The sequence below is a fragment of the Streptomyces sp. NPDC104106 genome (assembly GCF_055584345.1).
This window is the reverse complement of the sequence record NZ_JBVJMF010000007.1, coordinates 215,373-242,121: the sequence shown is the minus strand read 5'-3', so window position 1 is coordinate 242,121 and position 26,749 is coordinate 215,373. Positions and strand designations below refer to the sequence as shown.

27 protein-coding genes and 2 pseudogenes are annotated in these 26,749 nt (G+C 69.0%); 16 read left to right on the top strand and 13 right to left on the bottom strand.

Features of this window, described 5'->3' with window-relative positions; all coding sequences use genetic code 11:
- The first annotated feature begins 465 nt into the window (after positions 1–465).
- Both ACZ60X_RS19085 and ACZ60X_RS19080 read left to right on the top strand, forming a co-directional pair.
- A complete protein-coding gene (locus ACZ60X_RS19085) occupies positions 466–2,751 on the top strand; it encodes a transglycosylase domain-containing protein (protein WP_469599676.1) in 2,286 nt (761 codons plus the stop codon).
- A 130-nt stretch (positions 2,752–2,881) separates the two neighbouring features.
- The gene (locus tag ACZ60X_RS19080; RefSeq protein ID WP_469599674.1) at positions 2,882–4,426 is read left to right on the top strand and encodes a glycosyltransferase family 87 protein; all 1,545 of its coding nucleotides are present in this window, start codon (positions 2,882–2,884) and stop codon (positions 4,424–4,426) included.
- Between the two features lie 96 nt (positions 4,427–4,522).
- On the opposite strand, the gene ACZ60X_RS19075 is transcribed toward ACZ60X_RS19080, so the two are convergent.
- The 3 genes from ACZ60X_RS19075 to ACZ60X_RS19065 all read right to left on the bottom strand — a co-directional run bounded on the left by ACZ60X_RS19075 (position 4,523) and on the right by ACZ60X_RS19065 (position 7,278).
- Positions 4,523–5,554, bottom strand: coding sequence for an alanine racemase (locus ACZ60X_RS19075; RefSeq protein ID WP_469599672.1), 1,032 nt, complete (start codon positions 5,552–5,554; stop codon positions 4,523–4,525).
- A gap of 83 nt (positions 5,555–5,637) precedes the next feature.
- Complete coding sequence (femX, locus tag ACZ60X_RS19070) at positions 5,638–6,759, bottom strand: peptidoglycan bridge formation glycyltransferase FemX (protein WP_469599670.1); 1,122 nt, start codon at positions 6,757–6,759, stop codon at positions 5,638–5,640.
- 201 nt (positions 6,760–6,960) lie between these two features.
- Positions 6,961–7,278 carry a hypothetical protein gene (locus ACZ60X_RS19065; RefSeq protein ID WP_469599668.1) on the bottom strand — a complete coding sequence of 106 codons (318 nt, stop codon included), beginning with the start codon at positions 7,276–7,278 and terminating at the stop codon, positions 6,961–6,963.
- Positions 7,279–7,550: 272 nt separating this feature from the next.
- Here ACZ60X_RS19065 and rpsF point away from each other — a divergent pair, with 272 nt between their 5' ends.
- From rpsF to rplI, 4 genes are all read left to right on the top strand, one after another.
- A complete protein-coding gene (rpsF, locus tag ACZ60X_RS19060) occupies positions 7,551–7,841 on the top strand; it encodes a 30S ribosomal protein S6 (protein ID WP_351208588.1) in 291 nt (96 codons plus the stop codon).
- Between the two features lie 78 nt (positions 7,842–7,919).
- Positions 7,920–8,504: a single-stranded DNA-binding protein gene (locus ACZ60X_RS19055; RefSeq protein ID WP_469599665.1), complete on the top strand. Its 585-nt coding sequence runs from the start codon at positions 7,920–7,922 to the stop codon at positions 8,502–8,504.
- Between the two features lie 41 nt (positions 8,505–8,545).
- Positions 8,546–8,782 (top strand): 30S ribosomal protein S18, encoded by a 237-nt coding sequence (gene rpsR / locus ACZ60X_RS19050; RefSeq protein ID WP_003949403.1) that lies wholly within the window; start codon positions 8,546–8,548, stop codon positions 8,780–8,782.
- 18 nt (positions 8,783–8,800) lie between these two features.
- Positions 8,801–9,247, top strand: coding sequence for a 50S ribosomal protein L9 (gene rplI / locus ACZ60X_RS19045; RefSeq protein ID WP_469599663.1), 447 nt, complete (start codon positions 8,801–8,803; stop codon positions 9,245–9,247).
- A gap of 186 nt (positions 9,248–9,433) precedes the next feature.
- Here rplI and ACZ60X_RS19040 read toward each other — a convergent pair whose 3' ends face one another.
- Positions 9,434–10,771 carry an MATE family efflux transporter gene (locus ACZ60X_RS19040; protein ID WP_469599661.1) on the bottom strand — a complete coding sequence of 446 codons (1,338 nt, stop codon included), beginning with the start codon at positions 10,769–10,771 and terminating at the stop codon, positions 9,434–9,436.
- A 481-nt stretch (positions 10,772–11,252) separates the two neighbouring features.
- Between ACZ60X_RS19040 and dnaB the strand changes: the two genes are divergently transcribed.
- Complete coding sequence (gene dnaB, locus ACZ60X_RS19035; protein ID WP_469599658.1) at positions 11,253–12,731, top strand: replicative DNA helicase; 1,479 nt, start codon at positions 11,253–11,255, stop codon at positions 12,729–12,731.
- A gap of 80 nt (positions 12,732–12,811) precedes the next feature.
- Here dnaB and ACZ60X_RS19030 read toward each other — a convergent pair.
- Positions 12,812–13,025 (bottom strand): annotated as a pseudogene (locus ACZ60X_RS19030) (dienelactone hydrolase family protein); the annotation flags it as partial.
- 422 nt (positions 13,026–13,447) lie between these two features.
- On the opposite strand from ACZ60X_RS19030, the gene ACZ60X_RS19025 reads away from it, so the two are divergent.
- Complete coding sequence (locus tag ACZ60X_RS19025) at positions 13,448–14,833, top strand: serine hydrolase domain-containing protein (protein WP_469599656.1); 1,386 nt, start codon at positions 13,448–13,450, stop codon at positions 14,831–14,833.
- A 92-nt stretch (positions 14,834–14,925) separates the two neighbouring features.
- Here ACZ60X_RS19025 and ACZ60X_RS19020 read toward each other — a convergent pair whose 3' ends face one another.
- Together ACZ60X_RS19020 and ACZ60X_RS19015 are read right to left on the bottom strand one after the other, a co-directional pair.
- Positions 14,926–15,378: a GNAT family N-acetyltransferase gene (locus tag ACZ60X_RS19020; RefSeq protein WP_469599654.1), complete on the bottom strand. Its 453-nt coding sequence runs from the start codon at positions 15,376–15,378 to the stop codon at positions 14,926–14,928.
- A gap of 9 nt (positions 15,379–15,387) precedes the next feature.
- The gene (locus tag ACZ60X_RS19015) at positions 15,388–15,846 is read right to left on the bottom strand and encodes a MarR family winged helix-turn-helix transcriptional regulator (protein ID WP_469599652.1); all 459 of its coding nucleotides are present in this window, start codon (positions 15,844–15,846) and stop codon (positions 15,388–15,390) included.
- Between the two features lie 142 nt (positions 15,847–15,988).
- Here ACZ60X_RS19015 and ACZ60X_RS19010 point away from each other — a divergent pair, with 142 nt between their 5' ends.
- Together ACZ60X_RS19010 and ACZ60X_RS19005 are read left to right on the top strand one after the other, a co-directional pair.
- Positions 15,989–17,197, top strand: a complete 1,209-nt coding sequence (locus ACZ60X_RS19010) for an MFS transporter (protein WP_469599650.1) — start codon at positions 15,989–15,991, stop codon at positions 17,195–17,197.
- Positions 17,198–17,321: 124 nt separating this feature from the next.
- Positions 17,322–17,744 carry a GlcG/HbpS family heme-binding protein gene (locus ACZ60X_RS19005; RefSeq protein WP_469599648.1) on the top strand — a complete coding sequence of 141 codons (423 nt, stop codon included), beginning with the start codon at positions 17,322–17,324 and terminating at the stop codon, positions 17,742–17,744.
- A gap of 145 nt (positions 17,745–17,889) precedes the next feature.
- Here ACZ60X_RS19005 and ACZ60X_RS19000 read toward each other — a convergent pair whose 3' ends face one another.
- Entirely contained in the window at positions 17,890–18,756 is an 867-nt protein-coding gene (locus ACZ60X_RS19000) for a GNAT family N-acetyltransferase (protein WP_469599646.1), read from the bottom strand.
- Between the two features lie 149 nt (positions 18,757–18,905).
- Between ACZ60X_RS19000 and ACZ60X_RS18995 the strand changes: the two genes are divergently transcribed.
- Positions 18,906–19,538 carry an HAD family hydrolase gene (locus ACZ60X_RS18995; RefSeq protein ID WP_469599643.1) on the top strand — a complete coding sequence of 211 codons (633 nt, stop codon included), beginning with the start codon at positions 18,906–18,908 and terminating at the stop codon, positions 19,536–19,538.
- Positions 19,539–19,790: 252 nt separating this feature from the next.
- Positions 19,791–20,258 (top strand): annotated as a pseudogene (locus ACZ60X_RS18990) (ferredoxin reductase domain-containing protein); the annotation flags it as partial.
- Between the two features lie 71 nt (positions 20,259–20,329).
- On the opposite strand, the gene ACZ60X_RS18985 reads toward ACZ60X_RS18990, so the two are convergent.
- The 5 genes from ACZ60X_RS18985 to ACZ60X_RS18965 form a co-directional block, all read right to left on the bottom strand.
- Positions 20,330–20,812 carry an NUDIX hydrolase gene (locus ACZ60X_RS18985; RefSeq protein WP_469599641.1) on the bottom strand — a complete coding sequence of 161 codons (483 nt, stop codon included), beginning with the start codon at positions 20,810–20,812 and terminating at the stop codon, positions 20,330–20,332.
- Between the two features lie 131 nt (positions 20,813–20,943).
- Positions 20,944–21,849 carry a LysR family transcriptional regulator gene (locus ACZ60X_RS18980; RefSeq protein WP_469599639.1) on the bottom strand — a complete coding sequence of 302 codons (906 nt, stop codon included), beginning with the start codon at positions 21,847–21,849 and terminating at the stop codon, positions 20,944–20,946.
- A 235-nt stretch (positions 21,850–22,084) separates the two neighbouring features.
- Positions 22,085–23,251, bottom strand: coding sequence for a cystathionine gamma-lyase (locus tag ACZ60X_RS18975; protein ID WP_469599637.1), 1,167 nt, complete (start codon positions 23,249–23,251; stop codon positions 22,085–22,087).
- Positions 23,248–23,739, bottom strand: coding sequence for a low molecular weight protein-tyrosine-phosphatase (locus ACZ60X_RS18970; RefSeq protein ID WP_469599635.1), 492 nt, complete (start codon positions 23,737–23,739; stop codon positions 23,248–23,250). The genes ACZ60X_RS18975 and ACZ60X_RS18970 overlap by 4 nt, the downstream gene beginning before the upstream one ends.
- A 7-nt stretch (positions 23,740–23,746) precedes the next feature.
- Complete coding sequence (locus ACZ60X_RS18965; RefSeq protein ID WP_469599633.1) at positions 23,747–24,124, bottom strand: phage holin family protein; 378 nt, start codon at positions 24,122–24,124, stop codon at positions 23,747–23,749.
- A 59-nt stretch (positions 24,125–24,183) separates the two neighbouring features.
- Between ACZ60X_RS18965 and ACZ60X_RS18960 the strand changes: the two genes are divergently transcribed.
- The 4 genes from ACZ60X_RS18960 (at position 24,184) to ACZ60X_RS18945 (ending at position 26,677) form a co-directional block, all read left to right on the top strand.
- Positions 24,184–24,501 carry a cupin domain-containing protein gene (locus tag ACZ60X_RS18960; protein WP_071374950.1) on the top strand — a complete coding sequence of 106 codons (318 nt, stop codon included), beginning with the start codon at positions 24,184–24,186 and terminating at the stop codon, positions 24,499–24,501.
- A 159-nt stretch (positions 24,502–24,660) separates the two neighbouring features.
- Positions 24,661–24,873, top strand: a complete 213-nt coding sequence (locus ACZ60X_RS18955) for a DUF5326 family protein (RefSeq protein ID WP_073887226.1) — start codon at positions 24,661–24,663, stop codon at positions 24,871–24,873.
- Positions 24,874–25,426: 553 nt separating this feature from the next.
- Complete coding sequence (locus ACZ60X_RS18950) at positions 25,427–26,140, top strand: IclR family transcriptional regulator (protein WP_469600056.1); 714 nt, start codon at positions 25,427–25,429, stop codon at positions 26,138–26,140.
- A 99-nt stretch (positions 26,141–26,239) separates the two neighbouring features.
- Positions 26,240–26,677: an SsgA family sporulation/cell division regulator gene (locus ACZ60X_RS18945; protein ID WP_469599630.1), complete on the top strand. Its 438-nt coding sequence runs from the start codon at positions 26,240–26,242 to the stop codon at positions 26,675–26,677.
- Positions 26,678–26,749 lie beyond the last annotated feature (72 nt).

The window sequence follows — 26,749 nt, the reverse complement described above, 5'->3', positions numbered from 1 at the left end:
GTACTCCGGGGGGACCGGAAACCAGCCGCCGTTCCAGGCGCGCACGGGTGCGCCTGCCCGAGGAGTAATCGTTCGATGAGCGAGCACCGTCGCAAACCGCCGCAGCCGCAGGGAGGCGGACGTGCCGCGGCCCGACGTGGTCAGTCCGGCTCGTCCTCCGGCCGCCGTGCGGCACCGCGTGGCGCCACCGGGTCTCCTGCCGACTCCTATGGGTCCAGTTCCTATGGGTCGGAAAACGGTCCGGGGGGTGAGGAGCGTTCCTACGGCGGCCGGGCCGAGGCCCGCCGTGCGGCGCAGAGAGGCAGCCGGCGCAGAGGCGCCGACAACGCGGGTCCGGGAGGTCGGCGCGGCGGCCCGGGGGGCCCGAGTGGTCCCGGACGCGGCAGGGGCCGCGCCTCGACCGCCCCCGGCAAGAAGAGGTTCATCGACTACCCCCGGTCCGGCAAATACGGCTGGCGCCGCTGGATGCCCTCCTGGAAGCTCGTCACCGGGATGTTCATCGGCTTCATCGGCAGCCTGGTCGCGCTGGTCGGTGTGGGCTACGCGATGGTCTCGATCCCCAGCGAGAACGACGCGGCCAAGTCGCAGAACAACGTCTACTACTGGGCCGACGGCACGCAGATGGTGGCCACGGGCACCGGCGTCAACCGGCAGAACGTCAGCATCGACCAGATCCCCGCGGCGATGCAGTGGGCCGTGATCTCGGCCGAGAACAAAAGCTTCTACCAGGACTCGGGTGTCGACCCCCAGGGCCTTCTGCGCGCCGTGGTCAACATGGCGCGGGGCGGCCAGACCCAGGGCGGTTCGACGATCACCCAGCAGTTCGTGAAGAACACCTACCTGAGCCAGCAGCAGACCATCTCCCGGAAGTTCAAGGAGATGTTCATTTCCATCAAGGTGGGCACGAAGCTCAAGAAGCAGCAGATCCTGCAGGGCTACCTGAACACCTCGTATTTCGGCCGCGGCGCCTACGGCATCCAGGCGGCGGCGCAGACGTACTACGGCAAGGACGCCAAGGACCTCACGCCGAGCGAGTGCGCGGTGCTCGCGGCACTGCTCAAGGGCCCGACGTACTTCGACCCGGCCGGCAACCCGGACTTCGACAAGTCGGCCACACAGCAGGCCAACACGCAGCGATCACAGGCCCGCTGGCGTTGGATCCTCGACCAGATGCACAACGACCATCACCTGACCGATGTCCAGTACCAGGACGCCATCAAGCAGTACCCCATGCCTGACGGCCGCAAGGCGACCAAGGGCATGACCGGCCAGATCAGCTACCTGGTGGACACGGCGAAGAAGTACGTCCTCAACCACTCCGACATCACGGAGACGCAGTTCGACCAGGGCGGCTACCAGATCCGGACGACCTTCGAGAAGGACAAGGTCAACGCGCTGGCGGCGGCGGTGAAGAAGATTCAGAAGGAGCGCATCGACCCGAAGAAGCGTGACCTGGACAAGTACGTCCAGTTCGGCGCGGCGTCGGTGAAGCCCAAGGACGGTGCGATCGTCGCCCTCTACGGCGGCGACGGCTACGAGAACGGGCACTTCACGAACAACGCCGACACCTCGGGTGTCCCGGTCGGTTCCACGTGGAAGCCGTTCGTGCTCGCCGCGGCGATGGAGTACGGCACCTACAGGTCGAACGGCGAGGGCATCTCCCCGCTGAGCAAGTACAACGGCGACGACCATCTCAAGGTGCTCAATCAGGACGGCAGCCCAGTCCTGACGAAGGACAACTCGGTCTTCTACCAGCGCAACGAGAGCGACTACAAGTGGGGGTACATCTCGCTGCGCAAGGCGATGGAGCAGTCCGTCAACACTCCGTACGTCCAGCTCGGCATGGATGTGGGGCTGACAAAGGTCAGGGATGTCGCCAAGGCGTCCGGGATCCTCGATGACAGCTTCGCCGGCCTGAACCCCTCCTTCGCCATCGGCACCTCGACCCCGAGCGCGATCCGCATGGCCGACGCGTACGCGACCTTCGCGGCCTCCGGTGAGCACACGGACCCGTACTCGGTGACATCCGTGAAGAAGGACGGTCAGGAGCTGCCTGGCTTCACCAAGCCGAAGGTCAGCACGGCGATGCCCGAGAACGTGGCGAACAATGTCACGGACGTCCTGCAGAACGTGATCCAGAACGGTACGGGCCAGAACGCCAAGGCCCTGGGCCGGACGGCCGCCGGCAAGACCGGTACGACCGACAGCAACAAGTCGGCGTGGTTCGTCGGCTACACCCAGCAACTGTCCACCTCGGTGGCGATGTTCCGTGAGAACCCGAAGGATCACGAGCTGCTGTCCATGAACGGCACGGCCGGCGTCCCGTCGATCCACGGTGGTGACATCCCCACATCGGTGTGGACCGAGTACATGAAGACCGCGCTGAAGAACGCCAACGACAACGGATTCCCCGGCGCCACCGAGATCGGCAAGGTCGTGGACGAGGCGGGCGCCCCGACTCCGAGCCCGAGCCCGAGCATCAAGCCGAGCCCGACGCCGAGCCAGTCGCCGAGCCCGAGCCCGAGCGCGTCGAACACCTCGCCGTCCCCGTCGGCCAGTGACACTTGCCAGTGGAACTGGGGCAACCCCTGTAACGGAAATGGCAACGGCACCGGCGGTACGGACACGGGCGGCACCACCGGTGGCACGTCGCCCTCACCCGGGCCCACGGACACGACCGGAAACGGCAACACCCGAGGCAACGGCAACGGGACCGGCAACGGAGGCATCTTCGCAGGTCCGACCGGATAGCAGCCGGGCCTGCCCGGTTGGCGCCTCTTTCGCCCGCCGCGGGTGTTTCACGTGAAACATGGGCCGCCGCACTCCTCCAGGTGCGGCGGCCCTCGGTTTTTTCCCAGGCTGGTACGGCAGGATGTGCCCCATGCCCAGTGCAGAGATGACGCCCGCGGATGTGCACGAGCCCGAGCCCGTGCGGTCCGCCGCGGCAGAACCGGTGCAGCCGACCAGGGAGGACGGGGTCGCCGCGGCCGGCAGTGAGCTGATCGGTGGCCCCATCGGACGGCGTGCCCTGCTTGGTATGTCCTGGTGGACGCCGGTGCGGGTCGTCGCGCTCGTGGTGATCGGCATGTTCGCCCTCGGCATGGTGCAGAAGGCGCCCTGCTACCACAGCGCCTGGTTCTTCGGTGCGAGCAGCCAGTACACGAAGGCCTGCTATTCGGACATCCCGCACCTCTACCAGGGGCGCGGGTTCGCCGACCATCTCGTGCCGTACTTCGACAGGCTCCCGGACGACATGTCCGGTGGCATGGGCTACCTCGAGTACCCGGTGCTGACTGGCGTGTTCATGGAGGTCGCCTCCTGGCTGACCCCGCACAGCGGCACCATCCAGTTCCAGGAGCAGTGGTACTGGTTCGTCAACGCCGGGATGCTGCTGGTGTGCGCCTCCGTCATCGCCGTATGCGTGGCCCGCACCCACCGCCGGCGTCCCTGGGACGGCCTCCTGGCCGCTCTGGCGCCCGCCGTCGCGCTGACCGCGACCGTCAACTGGGACCTGCTGGCCGTGGCGCTCACGGCCGCCGCGATGCTGATGTGGGCCCGCAGCCGTCCTGTCGCCTTCGGTGTCCTGCTGGGCCTCGCCACGGCCGCCAAGCTTTATCCCGTGTTCCTGCTCGGACCCCTGCTCGTGCTGTGCTGGCGGGCCGGCAAGTGGCGGCAGTTCATGCAGGCCACGCTGGGCACGGTGCTCGCGTGGGTCGTGGTGAACCTGCCGGTGATGCTGTTCGCCTTCAAGGGCTGGTCGAAGTTCTACACATTCAGTCAGGAGCGGGGCGTCGACTTCGGCTCTTTCTGGCTTGTCTGGGCGCAGAACTCCAGCAACCCGCCCTCCACGGGCTTCGTGAACACCGCCGCCACCGTGCTGGTGGTGCTGTGCTGCCTCGGGATCGCCGTGCTGACGTTCACCGCACCGCGCCGGCCGCGGTTCGCGCAGCTCGCCTTCCTGGTGGTGGCGGCGTTCATCCTCACCAACAAGGTCTACTCCCCGCAGTACGTGCTGTGGCTGGTGCCGCTGGCGGCCCTCGCCCGCCCGAAGTGGCGCGATTTCCTGATCTGGCAGGCCTGCGAGGTGGCGTACTTCCTGGGCATCTGGATGTACCTCGCCTACACGACCAGTGGAGACGCTCACAAGGGACTGCCGACGGAGGGCTACCACTGGGCGATCGTGCTGCATCTGGCGGGCACGCTGTACCTGGGCGCCGTCGTCGTACGGGACATCCTCATGCCGGAGCGGGACGTGGTGCGCCGCTCCGGTGACGATGATCCGTCGGGTGGGGTGCTCGACGGCGCAGAGGACGTCTTCGTGCTCGGTGCGGCGGCCTACGAGTCGCGCCACGCAGCCCACTTCGAGCAGCCTCAGGTGGACTGGGGCAGGCCCCTGCCGCCATCCCCCGAGGAGCGTTCGCTCTGAGCGAACAACCTTTCAGGGGCCATGTGGAAAGGCCGTACCCGGGTGCTGCGGGTACGGCCTCTTTCCCTGTTCTGGACGCGGCGTCCTGGGCTGTGCTCAGCGGTCCACGATGCGGTCGAACTGGGTCGTGGTGTGCCGCAGATGGGCCACCAGTTCGTCGCCGACCTTCGGCTCCGGGGCGTCCGCGGGTACGAACAGGATCGACACCTGCATGTGCGGCGGCTCGGCGAACCAGCGCTGCTTGCCGCCCCAGACGAACGGAGAAAGGTTCCGGTTCACCGTGGCGAGGCCGGCCCGTGCGACGCCCTTGGCACGCGGCATGACGCCGTGCAGGGCCTTCGGGGCCTCCAGGCCCACCCCGTGCGACGTACCGCCCGCCACGACCACCAGGAAGCCGTCCGAGGCCGCCTTCTGCTGCCGGTAGCCGAACCGGTCGCCCTTGGCCACGCGCGTGACGTCCAGGACGGCACCGCGGTACTCGGTGGCCTCGTGGTCCCCCAGCCACAGCCGGGTGCCGATACGGGCGCGGAACCGGGTCTGCGGGAACTGCTGCTGGAGCCGGATGAGTTCGTCGGCCTTGAGGTGGCTGACGAACATCGTGTGCAGCGGCAGCCGGGCCGCGCGCAGCCGGTCCATCCAGCCGATGACCTCCTCGACGGCGTCCGAGCCGTCGGTGCGGTCCAGCGGCAGATGGATGGCGAAACCCTCCAGCCGGACGTTCTCTATGGCCTGGTGCAGCTGCGGCAGGTCCTGCTCGCTGATGCCGTGGCGCTTCATCGAGGACATCACCTCGATCACGACACGGGCGCCGACGAGCCCGTACACGCCGTCGACGGACGACACCGAGCGCACCACCCGGTCGGGCAGCGGCACGGGCTCCTCGCCGCGCCGGTACGGCGTCAGCACCAGCAGGTCACCGCTGAAGAAGTCCTTGATGCGCGCGGCCTCGTAGGTCGTGCCGACCGCGAGCAGGTCCGAGCCCAGCCGCGTGGCCTCCTCGGACAGCCGCTCGTGCCCGAAGCCGTAGCCGTTGCCCTTGCAGACCGGGACGAGTCCCGGGAACTGCTCCTGCACGTGCTTGTGGTGCGCCCGCCAGCGCGCGGTGTCGACGTAGAGCGTGAGCGCCATGGCCGGACCCGGGACCTTTCTCGTGGCTGCGGTCGATCAGAGGTGTCTGAGCTGTGAAGGCTATGGAATCAGACGCCCGCGGCTCAACGGCGGGACATGTAGATGTCGAGCGCCTTGTGGAGCAGCTTGTTCAGCGGGAAGTCCCACTCGCCGAGGTACTCGGCGGCCTGACCGCCCGTGCCGACCTTGAACTGGATCAGGCCGAACAGGTGGTCCGTCTCGTCCAGCGAGTCGGAGATGCCGCGCAGGTCGTAGACGGTCGCACCGAGCGCATAGGCGTCGCGCAGCATCCGCCACTGCATCGCGTTCGAGGGGCGGACCTCACGGCCGATGTTGTCCGAGGCGCCGTAGGAGTACCAGACGTGCCCGCCGACGATCAGCATCGTGGCAGCCGAGAGGTTCACCCCGTTGTGGCGGGCGAAGTAGAGCCGCATCCGGTTGGGGTCCTCGGTGTTGAGGGCCGACCACATGCGCTGGAAGTACGACAGCGGGCGCGGCCGGAAGTGGTCGCGCACGGCCGTGATCTCGTACAGCCGCTGCCACTCGGCGAGGTCCTGGTAGCCGCCCTGGACGACCTCGACGCCGGCCTTCTCGGCCTTCTTGATGTTGCGGCGCCACAGCTGGTTGAAGTTCTTGTGGACCTCTTCCAGGGAGCGGTTGGCAAGCGGCACCTGGAAGACGTAGCGGGGCTGGACGTCGCCGAAGCCGGCGCCGCCGTCCTCGCCCTGCTGCCAGCCCATGCGGCGCAGCTTGTCGGCCACCTCGAAGGCGCGCGGCTCGATGAAGTCGGCCTCCATGTCGCGCAGCCGCTTGACGTCCTGGTCCTGGATGCCCTTCTTGATGGTCTCCGCGGTCCAGCGACGGATGATGACCGGCGGGCCCATCTTCACCGAGAAGGCGCCCTGCTGCTTCAGATGCGCCAGCATCGGCTGGATCCAGTCGTCCAGATTCGGCGCGAACCAGTTGATGACCGGGCCCTCGGGCAGGTAGGCCAGGTAGCGCTTGATCTTGGGCAGCTGACGGTAGAGGACCAGGCCCGCGCCGACCATCTCGCCCGTGCGCTCGTCGAACCAGCCGAGGTTCTCCGAGCGCCACTCCGCCTTGACGTCGGCCCAGGCCGGAACCTGCATGTGGCTCGCCGCCGGCAGGCTCTGGATGTAGGCCAGATGCTGCTCGCGGCTGATGGTCCTCAGGGTCAGGCTCATTCGGGGCGCTCCTCGGGCTGGTGTGTCCCCATGGGTACAGGGGCTCCGGCTCTCGCGCCGAAGCCTACTGCGCCGTGCGAGCGCCCCGACTGGGCGTACGGGCCTTATTCCCGGCCGGATGGGCGACCGGGGCCGTCCGTGCGGCCGGATGAGACGGGAAAAGGGGGGTCGGACGGACGCTGCGTCCGGGGGTCGAGCGGCTCAGCCGCCGATGAGCCCGCCGAACAGCCCGCCGTGCGCCATGCTGATCAGGAAGCCGATCCCCGAGGCGCCGAGACCCAGGATCAGGCCGAAGCGCTCACGGGTGGTCACGGAGATCCACTGTCCGTAGATGCCGACGAGCAGACCGACCAGGCCCGCCCACGAGGACAGCAGGTGGAGGCCATGGAAGAAGCAGGTGACGAGGGACAGGACGCCGAGGACGAGCGTGGCCCCCAGCAGGGCGTCCTGCAACGGGCGGCGCTTACCGTCCGTGGCGAAGAGGGAACCGGCGATGTTGGGATGCATTGCCTGTGCCATGGGCACCTCCTGCGGAAGGCGGCGCATAGTAGCGCCGTACACACCCGACGTGTACAGGGTGACGGTCTTCCCACCCGGATTTCAACCGGAAGCGGGTGTGCGGGTAGTCTGTACCGTCTGCACCGGTGTCTGCCCACTCCTGTCCAGGTCACACTGCGGGAGCCGGCATCGGCCCCTGATTGTCAGTGGTGGCCGATACCGTTGCGTACGCATCACAACCCTCCTGCCACGGAACGACCGTGGCCGCTGAGTCCAAAGGAGGTGGGTTCCACATGCGTCACTACGAGGTGATGGTCATCCTCGACCCCGATCTCGAGGAGCGTGCGGTCTCCCCGCTGATCGAGAACTTCCTGTCCGTCGTCCGTGACGGCGGCGGCAAGGTTGAGAAGGTCGACACCTGGGGCCGTCGTCGGCTCGCCTACGAGATCAAGAAGAAGCCCGAGGGCATCTACTCGGTCATCGACCTGCAGGCCGCGCCTGCGGTCGTCAAGGAGCTCGACCGCCAGATGAACCTGAACGAGTCGGTCCTCCGGACCAAGGTCCTCCGTCCCGAGACCCACTGAGCCCTTCCGCTCAGCTGATCTCGGGATTCGAGTAGCAAGCAAGCAGCCAGAGCAGCAAACCCGCCGAGAGGTTCCCCCATGGCAGGCGAGACCGTCATCACGGTCATCGGCAATCTTGTCGACGACCCCGAGCTGCGCTTCACCCCGTCCGGTGCGGCGGTCGCGAAGTTCCGCGTCGCGTCCACTCCCCGCACCTTCGACCGCCAGACGAACGAGTGGAAGGACGGCGAAAGCCTCTTCCTGACCTGCTCGGTCTGGCGTCAGGCGGCGGAGAACGTCGCCGAGTCGCTGCAGCGAGGCATGCGCGTGATCGTGCAGGGCCGGCTGAAGCAGCGGTCCTACGAGGACCGTGACGGCGTCAAGCGCACGGTCTACGAGCTGGACGTCGAGGAAGTCGGCCCCAGCCTGCGCAACGCGACGGCCAAGGTCACCAAGACCTCTGGCGGCGCGCGCGGTGGCCAGGGCGGTTACGGCGGCGGTGGCGGCCAGGGTGGCGGCGGCTGGGGCGGTGGCCCCGGCGGCGGTCAGCAGGGCGGCGGCGCTCCGGCCGACGACCCGTGGGCGACCGGCGCTCCCGCCGGTGGCAACCAGGGTGGCGGCGGCTGGGGCGGCGGCTCCGGCTCTGGCGGCGGTGGCGGCTACTCGGACGAGCCCCCGTTCTAAGGGCTCGCATCCCCACTTCTTGATCACACAGGAGAAACACCATGGCGAAGCCGCCTGTGCGCAAGCCGAAGAAGAAGGTCTGCGCTTTCTGCAAGGACAAGGTCACGTACGTGGACTACAAGGACACGAACATGCTGCGGAAGTTCATTTCCGACCGCGGCAAGATCCGTGCCCGCCGCGTGACCGGCAACTGCACCCAGCACCAGCGTGACGTCGCCACGGCCGTGAAGAACAGCCGTGAGATGGCGCTGCTGCCCTACACCTCCACCGCGCGCTAAGGGAAGGGTGACCGACTCATGAAGATCATCCTCACCCACGAGGTCTCCGGCCTCGGTGCCGCGGGCGACGTCGTCGACGTCAAGGACGGTTACGCTCGCAACTACCTGATTCCGCGGAACTTCGCGATCCGCTGGACCAAGGGTGGCGAGAAGGACGTCGAGCAGATCCGCCGCGCCCGCAAGATCCACGAGATCCAGACCATCGAGCAGGCCAACCAGGTCAAGGCCCAGCTCGAGGGCGTCAAGGTCCGCCTGGCCGTCCGCTCCGGCGACTCCGGCCGTCTCTTCGGTTCCGTCACCCCGGCCGACATCGCGTCCGCGATCAAGGCGTCCGGTGGCCCCGAGGTCGACAAGCGTCGCATCGAGCTGACCGCTCCGATCAAGACCCTGGGCGCCCACGAGACGTCCGTGCGTCTGCACCCCGAGGTTGCCGCGAAGGTCAACATCGAGGTCGTCTCGGCCTGATCGCCGAGTGATCGCAGCGCTCGTATGAGCAGCTGAAAGGGGCCGCACCCTTCTGAGGTGCGGCCCCTTTCAGCTGCCCGGACTCGCCGTCGTCACTGCGGGCCTCACGGCCTCGCCGGACCATGTTTCACGTGAAACGGTGAGCATCACGCGGGCAGGTGACTGGCGTTGTGCAGCTATCACGGATCAGCGGGTCGCGCCCGTCACGATCCAGCGCCCTGAGCGGGTGCGTAGCCACAGGGTCAGCATGCGGACCGTCATCATCAGCGTCATCGCGCCCCAGAGCGCGGTGAGACCGCCGCCGAGTGCGGGAACCAACAGGGCTGCTGGAGCGAACACTGCAAGGGTGACGACCATGGCCCCTGCCAGGTACGGCCCGTCCCCCGCGCCCATGAGGACTCCGTCCAGTACGAAGACGATCCCGCAGATGGGTTGTGACAGCGCCACCAGCAGCAGGGCGGGCAGCGCGGTGTCCTTGACTCCGGAGTCGCTGGTGAACAGCGGGAGGAAGAGGGGCCGGGCGGCCACCACGAGCACGCCGAGCACGACACCGGTCGCGATGCCCCACTGCACCATGCGACGGCAGGCCTCCCGTGCACCCTCAGCGTCGTCTGCGCCGAGATAGCGGCCGATGATGGCCTGTCCCGCGATCGCTATCGCGTCCAGCGCGAAAGCAAGCAGGCTCCACAGGGACAGGACGATCTGATGTGCGGCGATATCGGTGTCGCCCAGGCGCGCCGCGACCGCCGTGGCGATCATCAGGATCGCCCGCAGCGACAGGGTGCGCACCAGGAGGGGCACGCCGGCCTGAGCCGAGGCGCGGATACCGGCGGAGTCGGGGCGGAGGGAGGCGCCGTGCCGACGGGCCCCGCGTACGACGACGGACAGATAGACGGCCGCCATCCCGCACTGGGCGATGACGGTGCCCCAGGCCGAACCGGCGATGCCGAGCCCAGCGCCGTAGACCAGCCCCGCGTTGAGGGCGCCGTTGGCTACGAAGCCGGCGACCGCCACGTAGAGCGGGGTCTTGGTGTCCTGGAGCCCGCGGAGTACCCCTGTGGCGGCGAGGACGATGAGCATCGCCGGGATGCCCAGTGCGGAGACGCGCAGATACGTCGTGGCAGACGGGGCGGCGGTGCTGGAGGCGCCGAAGAGGTCCACGATGCCTGGGGCCAGGGGAAGGACGAGCGCGATGACGCCGATGCCGAGGAGCAGCGCCAGCCAGATGCCGTCCATGCCTTGCCGGATGGCTGCCGGCAGATCGCCCGCGCCGACGCGACGGGCCACGGCCGCCGTGGTGGCGTAGGCGAGGAAGACGAAGATGCTCACGGCGGTGGTGAGGAGGGCGGAGGCGACGCCGAGGCCGGCGAGCTGGGCGGTGCCGAGATGGCCGACGATCGCACTGTCCGCCATGACGAACAGAGGCTCGGCGACGAGTGCGCCGAAGGCCGGGACGGCCAGCGCGACGATCTCTCGGTCGTGCTGGCGGCGGGTGGCCCGGGGTATCGCGGGAGCCTGTGTCATGAGCACTAATCTAATCGTCCACAGGTAATAGATGCAACAGGCATGGGGCCCTTACTCTTCCTTGCGGGACGTGTCCTCTCGTCCGGTGTTCGAGGCGATCTTGGCCCGACTGGGGAAGTTTTTCTTCTGCACAGCCAGTGGACGGCAAACATGCAGGTCAGCGGCTCTCGGTGGGGCGGAGGGAGGGCTTGTTCACAGGGCTGTCCACCGGGTCGTGCACAGGTTTCGGGGAGTTCTCCACAGCATCGGGGCTGTCGTCCACATGGCCTGTGGGTAACCAGATTGGCTGACGGTGCCGAGGGGCCTACCGTGGTCCGGCGCCCGCTCCTTCCCTCGGCCTGGAGAGCCTCTCTCCCCTGGCCCTGGAATCGTCATAAACCCGACGCGTCAGAACCGGAGTTGGGCCTCTCATTTGTCAGTGTCGTGCCGTACAAAAGAGGACACGGCGAGGTCCGCCGTGCGGACGGGAGGAGGTGGCTCGGTGAGCATTTCCGAGCCCTTGGACGATCCGTGGGCCGACAGTGGGCCCAGTGATCGTCTGCCCGCCTCCCGCCGACGCGGCGACGGCGGCCGGGGCCGCGGCGAACAGCACGATCGGGGCCGGGAGAACGGCGACTGGGACGGCGGCGGAACCTCCTTCGAGCGGGTGCCGCCGCAGGACCTGGACGCCGAACAGTCGGTGCTGGGCGGCATGCTGCTGTCCAAGGACGCCATCGCCGATGTGGTGGAGATCCTCAAGGGCCACGATTTTTACAAGCCCGCCCACGAGACGATCTACCAGGCCATCCTGGACATCTACGCCAAGGGCGAGCCGGCCGATCCGATCACCATCGCCGCCGAACTGACCAAACGCGGCGAGATCAACAAGGTCGGCGGAGCGTCGTATCTCCACACACTCGTCCAGACGGTGCCGACGGCCGCGAACGCCGAGTACTACGCGGAGATCGTCCACGAGCGCGCGGTCCTGCGGCGCCTGGTCGAGGCCGGCACCCGCATCACGCAGATGGGATACGCGGCCGACGACGACGTGGACGAGATCGTGAACCGCGCCCAGGCCGAGATCTACGCCGTCACCGAGCAGCGCACCAGCGAGGACTATCTGCCGCTCGGCGACATCATGGAAGGCGCCCTCGACGAGATCGAGGCGATCGGCTCGCGCAGCGGTGAGATGACCGGTGTGCCGACCGGGTTCACCGACTTCGATTCGCTGACGAACGGCCTGCACCCGGGCCAGATGATCGTCATCGCGGCCCGTCCCGCCATGGGCAAGTCGACGCTCGCGCTGGACTTCGCGCGGGCCGCTTCCATCAAGCACAACCTGCCCAGCGTCATCTTCTCCCTCGAAATGGGCCGCAACGAGATCGCGATGCGTCTGCTGTCCGCGGAGGCCCGGGTCGCGCTGCACCACATGCGTTCCGGCACGATGACCGACGAGGACTGGACCCGCCTCGCCCGCCGCATGCCGGACGTCTCGGCCGCCCCGCTCTACATCGACGACTCCCCGAACCTGTCGATGATGGAGATCCGCGCCAAGTGCCGGCGCCTGAAGCAGCGCAACGACTTGAAGCTCGTCGTCATCGACTACCTCCAACTGATGCAGTCCGGCGGCTCCAGGCGCGCCGAGAGCCGTCAGCAGGAGGTCTCGGACATGTCCCGTAACCTCAAGCTGCTCGCCAAGGAGTTGGAGATCCCGGTCATCGCGCTGTCACAGCTGAACCGTGGTCCCGAGCAGCGCACGGACAAGAAGCCGATGGTCTCCGACCTGCGTGAGTCCGGATCCATCGAGCAGGATGCCGACATGGTCATCCTGCTGCACCGTGAGGACGCCTATGAGAAGGAGTCCCCGCGTGCGGGCGAGGCCGACCTGATCGTGGCCAAGCACCGAAACGGCCCGACGGCCACGATCACGGTCGCCTTCCAGGGCCACTACTCCCGCTTCGTGGACATGGCTCAGACCTGATCCCGGGCCGTGCAGGTTCTCAGGTGCTGTGTCGTCTTCTCCGCCGGCCGGTCATGGTGAGGCAGTCCTGACGCTCTGCCTCACGCCGTTACGGGCAGGCACTCGGTGAGCAGATCGATGAGGTCGCGCCGGGCCCGTTGGGCGTGCTCCGGGTGGTAAGCGACGCCGGGGAGCACGGTGTGGTCCGACCGGCGCGTGGTGGGCGTGCAGGGCTCCGCCGTAGACCACGAGGCGCCAGTCGACGCGCGCGGCCTGCATCTCGGCGGCGAACGCGTCATGTTGGGCAGGGGCGAGGGCATCGGCCCTGCGACGCTGTGGGTATGCGGCCGTACGCGTGGTGACCGTGACCGTCGTCATGAGCTGGACCGCTAGTGACCGCTGGGCCCACCGGCCCGGTCTTCTCCCACCAGCACAGCAGCGGGGATGCGGAGGTGACAGGGCGTCCGCGGGTCGGTCGTGGCGTGTCGGCGGTAGCCGACGTTCGGCCCCGGCCTCGTGACCGACATCGGTGTGCCTGCCCGTGTCTGCCCTGGTCCCGTCGAGCGGAACGGGGACGTGGCCGGCGTCGTCGCGTGAGAAGAGTGGGAGGACGTGCACCTGAAGCGGTTTCCACCGGGTGAAGACCCCGGTGAAGGTCCAGGCGAAGGCCGAGCTGGAGGTGGCTGCGGTCGGCAAATGGATTCGACGCCCGGTGTATGACGGGGTGGACTGGGTCCATGACGACATCTCAGGAAGACCTGCTCCCTGCCACCCGGAGAGCCCTGCTGCACCGGATCGCCGTCGCGCAGGCAGAAGGGCGGGCACCGTCGCTGGTCGCGGCGGTCGTACGGGGTGGGCGGACCGTGTGGCACGGGGCGCGGACCTCGGTGGACGGACACGCCCCGGACGAGACCGTGCAGTACCGGATCGGCTCCATCACCAAGACCTTCACCGCCGTGCTGGTGATGCGGCTGCGAGACGAGGGACTCCTCGATCTCGGCGACCTGCTGGAGAAGCATCTGCCCGGCACCGGCGTGGGAGAGGCGACGATCGCCGATCTGCTTGCGCACACCGCCGGGTTGGCCGCCGAGTCACCCGCACCCTGGTGGGAACGCACCCCCGGATCTCTGCGGCCTGAGCTGAGCGATGTGCTCGGCGAGCGCCCCCTGCTCCACCCCGTCGGTCGACGGCACCACTACTCCAACCCCGGGTACACCCTGCTCGGCGCGCTCGTGGAGGAGTTGCGCGGCGCCCCCTGGGAGGAAGTGCTGCGCCGCGAGATCCTCGAACCGCTCGGCCTGCGCCGTACGTCCACGCAGCCGCAGCCTCCGCACGCGGGCGGATGGGCGGTGCATCCGTGGGCCGACGCGCTGCTGCCCGAGCCGCTGGAGGACCTGGGCCGGATGGCCCCGGCGGGGCAACTGTGGTCGACCACCGGGGACCTGGCACGGTTCGCCGCGTTTCTGGCCGCGGGGGACGACCGCGTGCTGAGTGCGGAGTCGGTCCGGGCCATGCGGACTCCTGCCGCGCCCGCCGAAGCGTCGGATGTGCTGGACGGGGTCACCTACGGCCTCGGAATGCAGCTTCAGTCCCGCGATGGCCGTTTCCTCGTCGGTCACTCCGGTTCACTCCCGGGCTTCCTGGCGAACCTCACCATCAGCGTGGACGACGATGTGGCCGCGGTGGTGCTGGCGAACTGCACCAGCGGGCCATTGCTGGGAGCCGTGGCTGCGGATCTCGTCCGTATCGTCGCCGAGGCGGAACCACGGATCCCCGAACCCTGGCGGCCGCTGCGCGAGGTCGATCCTGCGGTCCTGGATCTTGCGGGACAGTGGTACTGGGGGACGAACGCCTACGGCCTGCGGGTGACCGCCGATGGCCGTCTCGCGCTGGGCCCGCTGACCGGCAACGGCCGGCGAGCGCGCTTCCGTTCCAACGGTGACGGGACCTGGACGGGTCTGGAGGGTTACTTCGCCGGGGAATTGCTACGGCCCGTGCGACGCCCGGACGGGGCGGTGAGCCACCTCGACCTCGGGTCGTTCGTGTTCACGCGGCAGCCGTACGACACGGAGGCCCCGGTGCCCGGCGGAGTAGACGCCGATGGATGGCGGGGGATCGGCTAGGCGACCAGGTGGCCGGGGTGTGTTTCACGTGAAACACACCCCGGCCGTGTCCCGGTTCTGCGGCGTCGGCAGGAAGTCGGCCTGGCGTGCCGTCAGAGGTTCAGCTTGAAGCCCTCGTGCGAGGCGGTGAAGCCCAGCCGAGCGTAGAAGCGGTGGGCGTCGGCACGCGTCTTGTCGGACGTCAGCTGTACCATCGCGCACCCGAGCTGCCGGGAGGTGTCGATCGCCCACTGGATCAGCGCGGTGCCCAGCCCGCTGCCCCGCTCGTCGGCATGAACGCGCACGGCCTCGATGAGAGCTCGGATCGCCCCCTTGCGGGAGAGCCCGGGGATGATCGTGAGCTGAAGGGTGCCGATGACGCGGTCCTCGCGTACGGCGACGACCAGGTGCTGGTTCGGATCGGCCTTCAGGCGCTCCAGTGCGGCCCGGTACGGGGTCAGGTCGTCGGGTGACTCGCGTTGGGCGCCCAGCGGATCGTCGGCGAGCATCTCGACGATCGCCGGCAGGTCGTCGACGGTCGCATGGCGTATCTCAAGATCTCCCATGGTCGCACCCTACGCGGGCACGTTCAAGGACTCCACGACCCGGACGAGCGGGGCCAGTTCGGGATTCCGGGAGGCGTCGTCCAGGGCCTCGCGCAGGGCGGCGTCGTTGGTGGGCCGTGCCTCTTCCAGCAGGCGCAGTCCCGCCTCGGTGACATTGGTGTAGATGCCGCGCCGGTCGGTGGGGCACAGGTAGCGCTCCAGCAGGCCGCGGTCCTCCAGCCGGGTCACCAGGCGAGTCGTGGCGCTTTGGCTGAGGACGACGGCGTCGGCGACCTGCTTCATCTGAAGATGACCGCCCTCGCCGTCGTGCTGCCGGCTGAGCACGTCCAGTAGGGAGTACTCGCGCACGCTCAGATCGTGCCGCGCCTGCAGAGCGCGCTCGATGTGCGCCTCGATCCTTCCGTGCAGCGCAGAGAGGGCGCACCAGCCCTGGGCGAGGGCGGTGAGCGCGGGGTCCGTCGCTGTCATGGGCGTTGTTCCTCCGTCCGGAGCGGCTGCCTCAAGGATAGGACAGTGCGGCAATTGTGTGCTGTTGCCGGTAGCCCGCGTATGCAATTATTGTTGGCGCAAGCAAAGCGCTCCTGCAATCGTCTGGAAGGGTTCACCCCTGATGCCTCTTGCGCTTCTGGCCCTCGCGATCGGGGCCTTCGGAATCGGAACGACCGAGTTCGTGATCATGGGTCTGTTGCCCGAGGTCGCGGGGGACTTCCGGGTCTCCATCCCCACGGCGGGCCTGCTCGTGACCGGCTACGCGCTCGGCGTGGTCATCGGCGCCCCGCTGATGACCGTGCTGGGCACCAAGGTCCCGCGCAAGCGGATGCTGACGCTGCTGATGGGCCTCTTCATCGCCGGAAACCTGCTCTCGGCGGTGGCTCCCGCCTTCGCGGTCATGCTGATCGGCCGGGTGATCGCCTCGCTCGCCCACGGTGCCTTTTTCGGCATCGGCTCGGTCGTCGCGGCCGGACTGGTGGCGCCCCACAAGAAGGCCGGAGCCATCGCCATGATGTTCACCGGCCTGACCGTGGCCAATGTCGTCGGCGTTCCGCTGGGCACGCTCGTCGGGCAGCACGTCGGCTGGCGCGTCACCTTCGGCATCGTCGCAGCCCTCGGCGTCGTCGGGCTCGCCGGTATCGCCAAGCTGGTGCCCGATCTGCCGAAGCCGGAGGGTGTGCACCTGCGGCACGAACTGGCCGCTTTCAAGAACGCCCAGGTCCTGCTCGCCATGGCGATCACCGTCCTCGGCTTCGGCGGCGTCTTCGCGGCCATCACCTACATCGCGCCGATGATGACCCACATCACGGGCTTCGCCGACAGCTCGGTCACGTGGCTGTTGGTCCTGTTCGGCCTCGGCATGGTCGGCGGCAACCTCGTCGGCGGAAAGTTCGCCGACCGCGCCTTGATGCCGATGCTGTACGTCTCCCTGAGCGCCCTGGCCGTCGTCCTGGCCCTCTTCACCCTCGCCGCCCACAACAAGATCGCGGCGGCCGTCACCATCGCCCTCATCGGCGCGCTCGGCTTCGCGACCGTCCCGCCGCTGCAGAAGCGCGTCCTCGACCAGGCACACGGCGCTCCGACCCTCGCCTCCGCCGTGAACATCGGTGCCTTCAACCTGGGCAATGCCCTGTCCGCCTGGCTCGGCGGCATCGTGATCACGGCAGGCTACGGCTACACGGCGCCCAACTGGGTCGGCGCCGGCCTCGCCGCGGCCGCCCTCGTCCTCGCTGTCGTCTCGTCGTCCCTTGAGCGCCTCGGTGCGGGGCAGAGCACCGTGATCGCCTCCGCCGCGCCCGCCGGGCAGCAGGCCCCGGCCCACCACTGAGCGCACCGGGGCACAGTCTTCGGCGGCGCTCCGCCGCCACCGGCGCCCGAAGACACGACAACCTCAGTCCGACCAAGCACCTCGACCACATCGAGGTCTCAGCACCACCCGAGGAGAACACCCCATGAGCACCTTCACCGCCGTCGCGCCGCTGTCCACCGAGGACGCCGAGCTGCTCGTCGCCACGGCCCGCCGTGCGGCTGAGGAAGCGGGAGTGACCGTCAGCGTCACCGTGCTGGACGCCGGCGGGCACCTGCTCGCCTTCCGCCGCGACGACAGGGCCGTGCTGATCTCGGGCGAGACCAGCACCCGCAAGGCCTACACCGCGCTCCAGCTGAACACACCCACCGCCGATCTGGTCGACGCCGTCCAGCCGGGCGGTCTCTTCCACACCCTGCCCACGGCCCTCGACCGCCCCCTGCTGTTCATCGCGGGCGGGCTTCCCGTCCACCGCGACGGGCGGCTGATCGGCGCCATCGGCGTCGGAGGCGGCGCCCCGCAGCAGGACCACGGCTTCGCCGCGGCGGCCGTGCGGGCGCTCGCCTGAGCGCAGTGCGCACGCACCGTCCCGGACGGACAGACGCCGGCTCCGCCACCTCTACGGCGGGACCGGCGCCGGCGCACTCCGCTGTGGTTCGGATCGCTTCGGCGTGCTCCGTCTGTGCTCCGAATCACCTCGGTGGGTGCCGGCCTCAGCCCGCCGCCACTGTCAGCGGGGCGAACCGCCGGGTCCAGTCCCCCGGGAGGTCCTGGATGCCGTATGTCATCACGGAGTTGGACGTCACGGAAGCCAGTCCACGTGCCTTCGCCCAGGCCAGCAGCTCCTCATGGCGTACGTCGATGTCGGTGCGCAGCGGGCGGTCCGTATGGGCCGCCAGTGAGGCGATGAGGGCCTTGGCGGTCGTCGTGTCGCGGGCGATCAGCGGGCCGACGACGTGCGTGTCCATGTTGGGCCAGGCGGCCGTGTAACCGGTGATCCGACCGCCCTCTTCGGCCACCCGCAGCTGGTCGGCGAAGGCGGGCAACCGGGCGAGCAGCGGGGTGCGGTCGGCGCCGAACACCTCCTCGTCGAGACGCAGGATCGAGGGAAGGTCCCCCGCGGTGGCGGCGCGGGTGGGCAGCCCGGTTTCCGAGCCGCCGGAGATGAAGCGTCCCATCAGCATCTCGGCCCGGCCCGTCGCCTTGAAGCCCAGTTCCTCGTAGAGCGGGCGGCCGTTCTCCGTGGCGTGCAGGGTCAGCGGAGTGGTCCCCATGGACGACACGACATGCCGCATCAAACGGCGTCCGACTCCCTGACGGGCGTGGCGTTCGGCCACGAGGACCATTCCGATGGCGCCGAGCTGCGGGCGCCCCCACGAGCCGTACTCCGTGACGACGCAGGTGGCGACGAGACCACCGTGAGGGTCGTCGATGCCGAAGCCCTTTCCGGCCGTGAGGAGGAAGCCCCACTTGTGTTCCTCGCGTGGCCACCCCCGGTCCTCGGACAAGTCGGCGCAGGCGTTGAGATCGCGAAGCGTCAGACGGCGGATGGGCAGAGCGGCGAGAGAAGGAGTCGGCACGCAGGTCAGGCTGTCCGACGGGCACCCTCGGCGTCCACCCGTTTCGATGGAGACGTACGTGCTTTTGGCCATGGCCGCGCCCGTGCGGGGCCGGGGAGAGTCGCCGGAGCGTTTCACGTGAAACATCGGCGGCCCATTAGCCTCGGGCCATGGCGAGACTTCATCTCTTCGATCTCGACGGCACATTGCTGCATGGCACAACCGCCCCGGTCGAGATTTCGCGCCAGTTGGGGCGGGAGGCGGAGACGGTGGCGCTGGACCGGGCGATCGCCGAGGGGCGGATCGGCCCACCGGAGTACGCGGCGCAGGTGTACGAGTTGTGGGGCGATCTGACCGAGGCGCATGTCCGTGCCGCGTTCGAGGCGGCGCCATGGCTGGCTCGCATACGCGAGGTCTGGGCGGAGATCAGGAACGCCGGAGAGTACTGCGCTGTGGTGTCCCTTTCGCCTTCCTTCTTCGTGGAGCGCCTGCTCGACTGGGGTGCTCATGCGGCCCACGGGTCGCGGTTCCCCGCGGTGCCGTTCACCGAGCCGGTCGATCCGGCCGGGGCGCTCAACGCGGCCGCAAAAGTCACCATCGCGGACCGGCTCTGCGCGGAGTTCGGGATCGCCCGGGCGGACTGTGTGGCGTACGGCGACTCGTCGTCGGACCGGGACCTGTTCGCCGTCGTACCGGTCTCCGTGGCGGTCAACGCGGACGCCCGCCTGGCCGGCCTCGCCACACACCGCTACCTGGGCAAGGACCTGTGGCAGGCCTATGAACTGGTCGCCGACGCAGGTTGATCGGCGGCTCTCTCCGCTCTCCGATCGGCCCCGTAGGTGGGGACGGAAGGGGGGATTTGTGTGCACAGCGGCGGCCGGTAGGGTCGGGGCGGGTTGCTACGGCTGGCCGCCCGCCGGGGGAAACACGCGTCTTCCAGGGAGATGCGCAGACCGACCGCAAGACGTTCGAGGCGAGGGCACACCACGGACGCTCCGACCACCACCCCGCGGGAGAACGGCACGTCCGACGGGGGCGGCTGGTTCACACCGCGCACGCTGGTGCACCGCGCCCGCCCCGGAGACGTCATACGGCTCGGCCCGCCGACCGGATCGATGACCGTCGACCACCGTAGCGACAGCGGACTGCTCTGCCTGGGCGGCGGCACCGGCATCGTGCCCATCAAGGCCCTGGTCGAGGACATCGCCGAGCACGGAGAGCGCCGACCGGTCGAGGTGTTCTACGGCGCCCGCACCGATCACGGGCTGTACGGCATCGACACCCTGCTCCACCTCGAACGGACCCACCCCTGGCTCTCGGTCCGGGCGATCACCGACCGGCAGGCCCCTCTCGGGCTCCCCGAGGCCGTCAGGGAGTACGGCCCCTGGAGCGAGTACGACGCGTACGTCGCGGGGCCGCCCGGAATGATCCGCAGCGGCGTCGGCATGCTGCGGGACATCGGCCTCCCGGCGGGCCGGATCCGGCACGACTCCCTGGAGGAACTGCTCGCTGCCGGAAGCTGAGGAGCCGGAGAACGAGCTGAGGAGGACGAGCCGCGGAGCCGGTGGGCCGGGAAGCGGCGGAACCCGGGGCGCTACCCGAGGTCAGGGGCGTGCATGGCTCGTACGCCTTCGATATTGCCGTCCAGGTAGTGGCGCAGCGACAGCGGGACGAGGTGGACGGAGGCGATGCCCACGCGGGTGAAGGGAACGCGGACGATCTCGTACTCGCCGCTGGGCTCGTCCACTTCGGGGCCGTGCCGCAGGGACGGGTCCATCGACCCCAGTCGGCAGACGAAGAAGTGCTGCACCTTCACGCCGGTCGCGCCGCTGTCTTCGCCGATGTGCTCCACCGTGTCCACGAAACACGGCACGACATCGGTGATCTTGGCGCCGAGTTCCTCGTACACCTCGCGGTGCAGGGCGTCCACGACGGTCGCATCCCCCGGCTCGACCCCGCCACCGGGAGTGACCCAGTAGGGATCGACACCGGGCTTGGTGCGCTTGATCAGGATCAGGTCGTCACCGTCCAGGAGAACGGCGCGGGCGGTGCGCTTGACCACGGGTCGGACGGTCATGGGAGAAATGTGGCCCGGCTGGTTCCACGTGAAACATCCCAAGGCGCCACCGTGCGACCGCATCCTGTTACACCGGCCGTGAGGTGGCCGTACGCCCTCTGGCCAGCCTCTCCGCGGCCCCGTGACGGGTGTCAGCACCAGGCCGTGGCCGCCCGCTGGAGCCACTCGTGGGCCCGAGCCACATGGGGCATGGCGAGGGTGCCCGTGCGTACCACCAGATAGTAGGTGCGCAGCGGCGGAACCGCGGGATCGTGCAGCGTGGTGATCGTGCCCGCGGCCAGGGCCGTGGCGCACAGATAGCGTGGCAGTACCGCCAGCCCGGCGCCGGCGATCGCGCAGGCGAGGACGGCGCGCAGATCCGGGACGACGACGGTGCCCGAGGCGGCTGGGCGGGAGTCGAAGACGGAGGCCCAGTAGTGCGAGATCAGGGGCAGCGACTCATGGACCTCGACGACGGGCAGGTTCTCCAGCGCATGCGCACCCTTCAGGCGCAGCTCCTCGGCACCGGTCCGTTCCGCCCAACGGGGGGCGGCGACCAGTACGTGCTCCTCATCGCAGAGTGGAGTCGCGGTGAGCAGAGCGCCGCGCGGCCGGGCCGTACTGATGGCCAGATCATGATGCCCGGCGGCCAGGCCCTCCAGCGTTTCCTCGGCCGTGCCGAAGGTGGCGCGCAGCGCGAAGGCCTGGCCGTCCTCGCCGGTCAGCGCGGTGAGGGCGGGCAGGGCGCGTTCGGCGGTGAACTCGGGCGGTCCCGCGAGGTGCAGGGTTCTCAGCGAGGAGTCGTCGTCCAGGCCGCTTTCGGCTATCTCCACCAGGGCGTCGAGGTGGGGCGCGGCCTTGTGCGCGAGCTCGTCGCCGATGGTCGTCGGGGTCACACCGCGCGCCTGCCGCAGGAAGAGCGGCTTGCCCAGCTGGCGTTCCAGCGTGCGGATCTGTGAGGTGACGGCGGGCTGGGACAGGCCGAGCAGTGCCGCGGCGCGGGTGAAGGAACCGGCCCGGTGCACGGTGACGAAGGTGCGGAGCAAGGCCAGATCCACGGTGTCCCCTCCCCTGTCCCTGCCTCCTCCGGCGCCCAGGCAGGCACCAACTATAAATATGTCGATAGGTCGCTGTCGCTAGCGTGATTGGACACTGACAGGCAGTCAACTAGCCTTGGTCGCACGGTTCTTCGTCGGGGAGAGCCGAAGACGGTCCGAGCCACGAGGGGGGAGGCTCGGACCGTCGTCGTATCCGCACGTCATGGGCCGCCGGAAGGTACGGACGAGACGCGGCTCATCCGGCGGAGCCGGCCGACTCGGCGGTTTCGTCCAAGGCGCGGAGCACGTCAGCGATCAGGTCCTCCGGATCTTCGGCGCCGACGGACATCCGGATGAAGCCCTCTGGCACGTCGTCCCCGCCCCAGCGGCGCCGGCGCTCGGCCGTCGAACGCACCCCACCGAAGCTCGTCGCGTCCTCCACCAGCCGCAGGGACCGGAGAAAACGCTCGGCACGCGCGCGTGTGGGCAGAGTGAAGGAGACCACGCAGCCGTAACGGCGCATCTGCCGCGCGGCGACCGGGTGCGCGGGGTCACCGGGCAGCCCGGGGTAGCGCAGACCGGTCACTTCCGGCCGCCTGCTCAGGGCCTCGGCGAGTGCGAGGGCGGTGGCGTTCTGCCGCTCGACGCGCAACGCGAGCGTGGCGATGGACCGGTGCGCGAGCCAGGCCTCCATGGGCCCGGAGATCGCCCCGACGATCTTGCGCCAGCGACGTACAGCGGTCATCGCCTCGGCGTCGCGACCGGCGACGTAGCCGAGGAGCACGTCACCGTGCCCGGTGAGCTGTTTGGTGCCGCTGGCCACGGAGAAGTCGGCCCCCAGCGCCAGCGGGCGCTGCCCCAGCGGGGTGGCGAGGGTGTTGTCGACGGCCACCAGCGCGCCCTGCGCGTGGGCCGCCGCCACCAGCCGCCGGATGTCGCACACGTCCAGCCCCGGGTTCGACGGGGACTCGATCCACAACAGCCGGGCACCGTCGAGGACCCCCAGCTGGCCGTCACCGCCGGTCGGCGCCGTGCGCACCTCGATGCCGTACGCCTCCAGCTGGGTGCGGACCAGCGGCAGCACCTGGTAGCCGTCACAGGGCAGGACGACCGCGTCCCCGGCGCGCAGCTGAGAGAACAGCACGGAGGAGATCGCCGCCATCCCGGACGCGAAGACCAGCGTCTCGACGTCGTCCTGCCCGGGCGCCTCCAGCTCGCCGATGGCCCGCTCCAGCAGCGTCCAGGTCGGGTTCTCGTCACGGCCGTACAGATACGGGCCCGTCGCGTCGCCGGGCAGGTGGAAGTGCGCCGCGAACACCGGACCGGGCAGGGTCGGTTCGTGCTTGACCGGCTCGGGCAGTCCCGCGCGTACCGCCCGCGTGCTCTCGCCGGACCGGCCCGTGCCGTTCGTGGCGTCGCTCATGCGGCCCGCCCCTCCACGCGCTCCCGTACGGCGGCGAGCAGCCCCGTGCCCGCCGCCTCCACCATCTCAAGGCACTCCTCGAAACCGTCGCGGTCTCCGTAGTACGGATCCGGTACGTCGAGGTCGTCGCCCGCGGCGGGGTCGTACGAGCGCAGCAGACGCACCTTGCCGGCGTCCTCCTCGGTGGGAGCGAGTCGGCGCAGGGCCTTGAGATGGCCGGTGTCGAGGGCGATGACGAGGTCGAGCCGGGCGAACCACGACGGCTGGAACTGTCGCGCCACGTGCTCGCTGTCGTAGCCGTGTTCGTCGAGCACCGCGACGGTGCGCGGGTCAGCGGGATCGCCCTCGTGCCAGCCACCGGTACCGGCGCTGTCGACCTCCACCCGGTCCTCCAGTCCGGCCTCGGCCACGCGCGCGCGGAAGACGGACTCGGCCATCGGGGAGCGGCAGATGTTGCCGGTGCACACGAAGCAGACGCGGTAGGTCATGGTGCGCTCAGTCCTCGTCCGGAAGGATCATGTGCAGGGCCCAGGAGACGACGGACACGATCAGACCGCCGATGACGGCCGTCCAGAAGCCCTCCACGTGGAAGCTGAGCGAGAGCTTGCCGCACACCCAGGAGGTCAACAGCAGCATCAGCGCGTTCACGACCAGGGTGATCAGGCCCAGGGTGAGGATGAACAGCGGAAAGGTGAGCACCTTCAAGATCGGTTTGACCAGCCAGTTCACCAGGCCGAAGATCAACGCGACCACGATCAGCGTGCCCGCCTTCTTGGCCGTGCTGTCACCGGTCAGGGTGATTTTGTCGAGCAGCCACACGGCGACCGCCAGGGCGCCCGCGTTGGCGATCGTCTTGACTACGAAATTCTTCATGTGTCTGATCGTGGCAGACCCGATCGGAACCGAGCAGTGAGACGAGGACGACAGCGGCGATGAAGGCATTCCGGCTGGACGAACTGGAGGCGGAGCGCGCCGCCAACGAGGGGGCATACCTGCAGTTCCTGCGGGAGCGGAACATGTCGGTCGGACTGTACGCGCTCAACGCGGGCGAGCACGACCCGCAGAAGCCGCACAACCAGGACGAGGTGTACTTCGTGGTGAGCGGCCGGGCGTCGATCACGGTCGGCATGGAGACGACCGAGGTGGCGCGCGGCAGCGTCGTGTACGTGCCGGCGGGCGTCGCCCACAAGTTCCACCACATCAGCGAGGACCTGAGGGTTCTCGTCGTCTTCTCTCCGCCCGAGGCGTGAGGGCGGACCCCGGGGTTCCCTAGGGGACGGGTCAGGGGAGGACAAGGGACGCGAGGCCCCCGCGGCACACCCTCGCGGCTCTAGCATCGAGAGCGGAACATCAAGGACGTACGAGAACGCAGACGTACGACAACGCAGACGACGCAAAGGACAAAGGCGATGCGAGAGATCTTCGCGGGACTGCCGTGGTGGGTGAAGTGGGTCGCGGTGCCGGTCATCGCCCTGGTCGTGTTCGGCGGTCTGATAGCGACCGTCGTCGGGTTCGTGATCGGCCTGCTGTTCAAGGCGCTGGTCTTCGTCGCACTGGTCGGCGGGCTCATCTACATCGTGCGCAAGTTCATGTCGAACTCCTCGTCGCGCAGCGACTGGTGACGGAACGCGGGGACTGGTGAACGAACCACGTGCTCACCGGTCCCGGCCAGGGTGACGGTTTCCCTCGCGTGAGGGAAGTTTCCCTCCGAGGGCATCTGTTCGCGGTGGCGGACGGTTAAAGTCCGGAACTCCCCACGGGGCCCTGCTCCGTGGGCGGCGCAGACCCCTCCGTGCTCTTCCCCGGCACGGACTGCCCCTCGTGCTCCGGGAGTACCCCTTGGCCACGGTTGACACCGCACCGGCAGAACCCCACGCACCCCCCGCCCCACCGAGTTCCTGCGCACCTCCCGCGCGACACCGGCCCGCCGTGGCCGTCCCCGGACAGCCGCAACGGGCGGACACCTGCGGACACACCCCTACCGCGGACCCCTCTGCGCACCCCGGCTTCCCGGACCCCGCCGGAGCCCCGCAGTCCGTCGTGCCCGTCAACCGGCCGCGCACGACCGACAGCTCCGGCCGCTCTCTCTCCCGGGCTCTACCCGTCCAGCCGGGCTCCGCGAGCGTCCCGGAGCCCGCGGGCGCCGCGACGCTCATCGGGTCCGTCCAGCGCGCGATGCGCCTGTTGGAGACCGTCGCCGGTCATGTCTACGGCGCGCCCGCCAAGCAGTTGGCCCGCGAGACCGGCCTCGCCCTGCCCACGACGTACCACCTGCTGCGCACCCTCGTCCACGAGGGCTATCTCCGCCGCGAGAAAGGGCTGTTCTTCCTCGGCGAGGCGGCCGAGCGACTGGGCAGCAGTGGAGCCCAGCAGAAACGTCGCAGCGCGGTCGCCGACACGCTCGCGCACTGGCGGGATTCCATCGGTGTACCCGTGTACTACGCGATGTACCGGGACGGCGAGATCGAGGTCATGTGCGTCTCCGACAGCCCGGAGGCACCGGCGGTCGAGGAGTGGGCGGACTTCCGTGCGACCGGTCACGCGCACGCTATCGGGCAGTGCCTGCTCTCCCAGCTGGACGAGGACGCCCGCCGCGACCATCTCGCCCGCTATCCCGTGCAGCCCGTCACGCCGTACACCGTGCGGGACAACGACGCCCTGCTGCGGAGACTGGCCCGGACGCGGCGCATGGAGCCGGTGGTGGAACGACAGGAGTACGCGCTCGGGACGGTCTGCGCGGCGGTCCCGATCACGGTCGGCACCACCGTGGCCACGATGGCCATGTCGCTGCCCGCCCGCCAGGCCGACCGGCTGCTTCCCGCCGCCCACCGCCTCCAGGCGGAGATCGGACGGCATCTGGGGACCCTCACCCTCTCTATCAGTATCTGAAAAATTACTCCTTGTGATGCGCCGTGCACTTTCAGCAAGATTTGACCACGCTTACAGGGACCACTCCCAGCCACTCGATGTCCTACGACGGGGTAGACGATGCGCGAGTTCGTGCAGGCCGAAGTCATGATGAGCTTTCTCGTCTCGGAGGAGCTCTCCTTCCGCATTCCCGTGGAGTTGCGCTACGAGACCTGTGATCCCTATGCCGTGCGGCTCACTTTTCATCTGCCCGGTGACGCCCCGGTGACCTGGGCCTTCGGGCGCGAGTTGCTGATCGACGGGGTCGGCCGGCCCTGCGGGGAAGGGGATGTGCGCATCGCCCCCGCCGACTCGGAGGTGCTCGGCGAGGTCCTGATCAGGCTTCAGGTAGGCGGTGACCAAGCGCTGTTCCGCTCCTCGACGCCGCCGCTCGTGGCCTTCCTGGACCGCACGGACAAGCTGGTGCCGCTCGGCCAGGAGGGCGCGCTGGCCGACTTCGACGCGCATCTGGACGAGGCCCTGGACCGCATCCTGGCGGAGGAACAGAGCGCCGGCTGAAGCGTTGCGGCAGGGGGGTGTTCCGCGTGCCACGTGGAGCTGTGCAGGAACGCTTCTTCGCCGCTCTGCCGC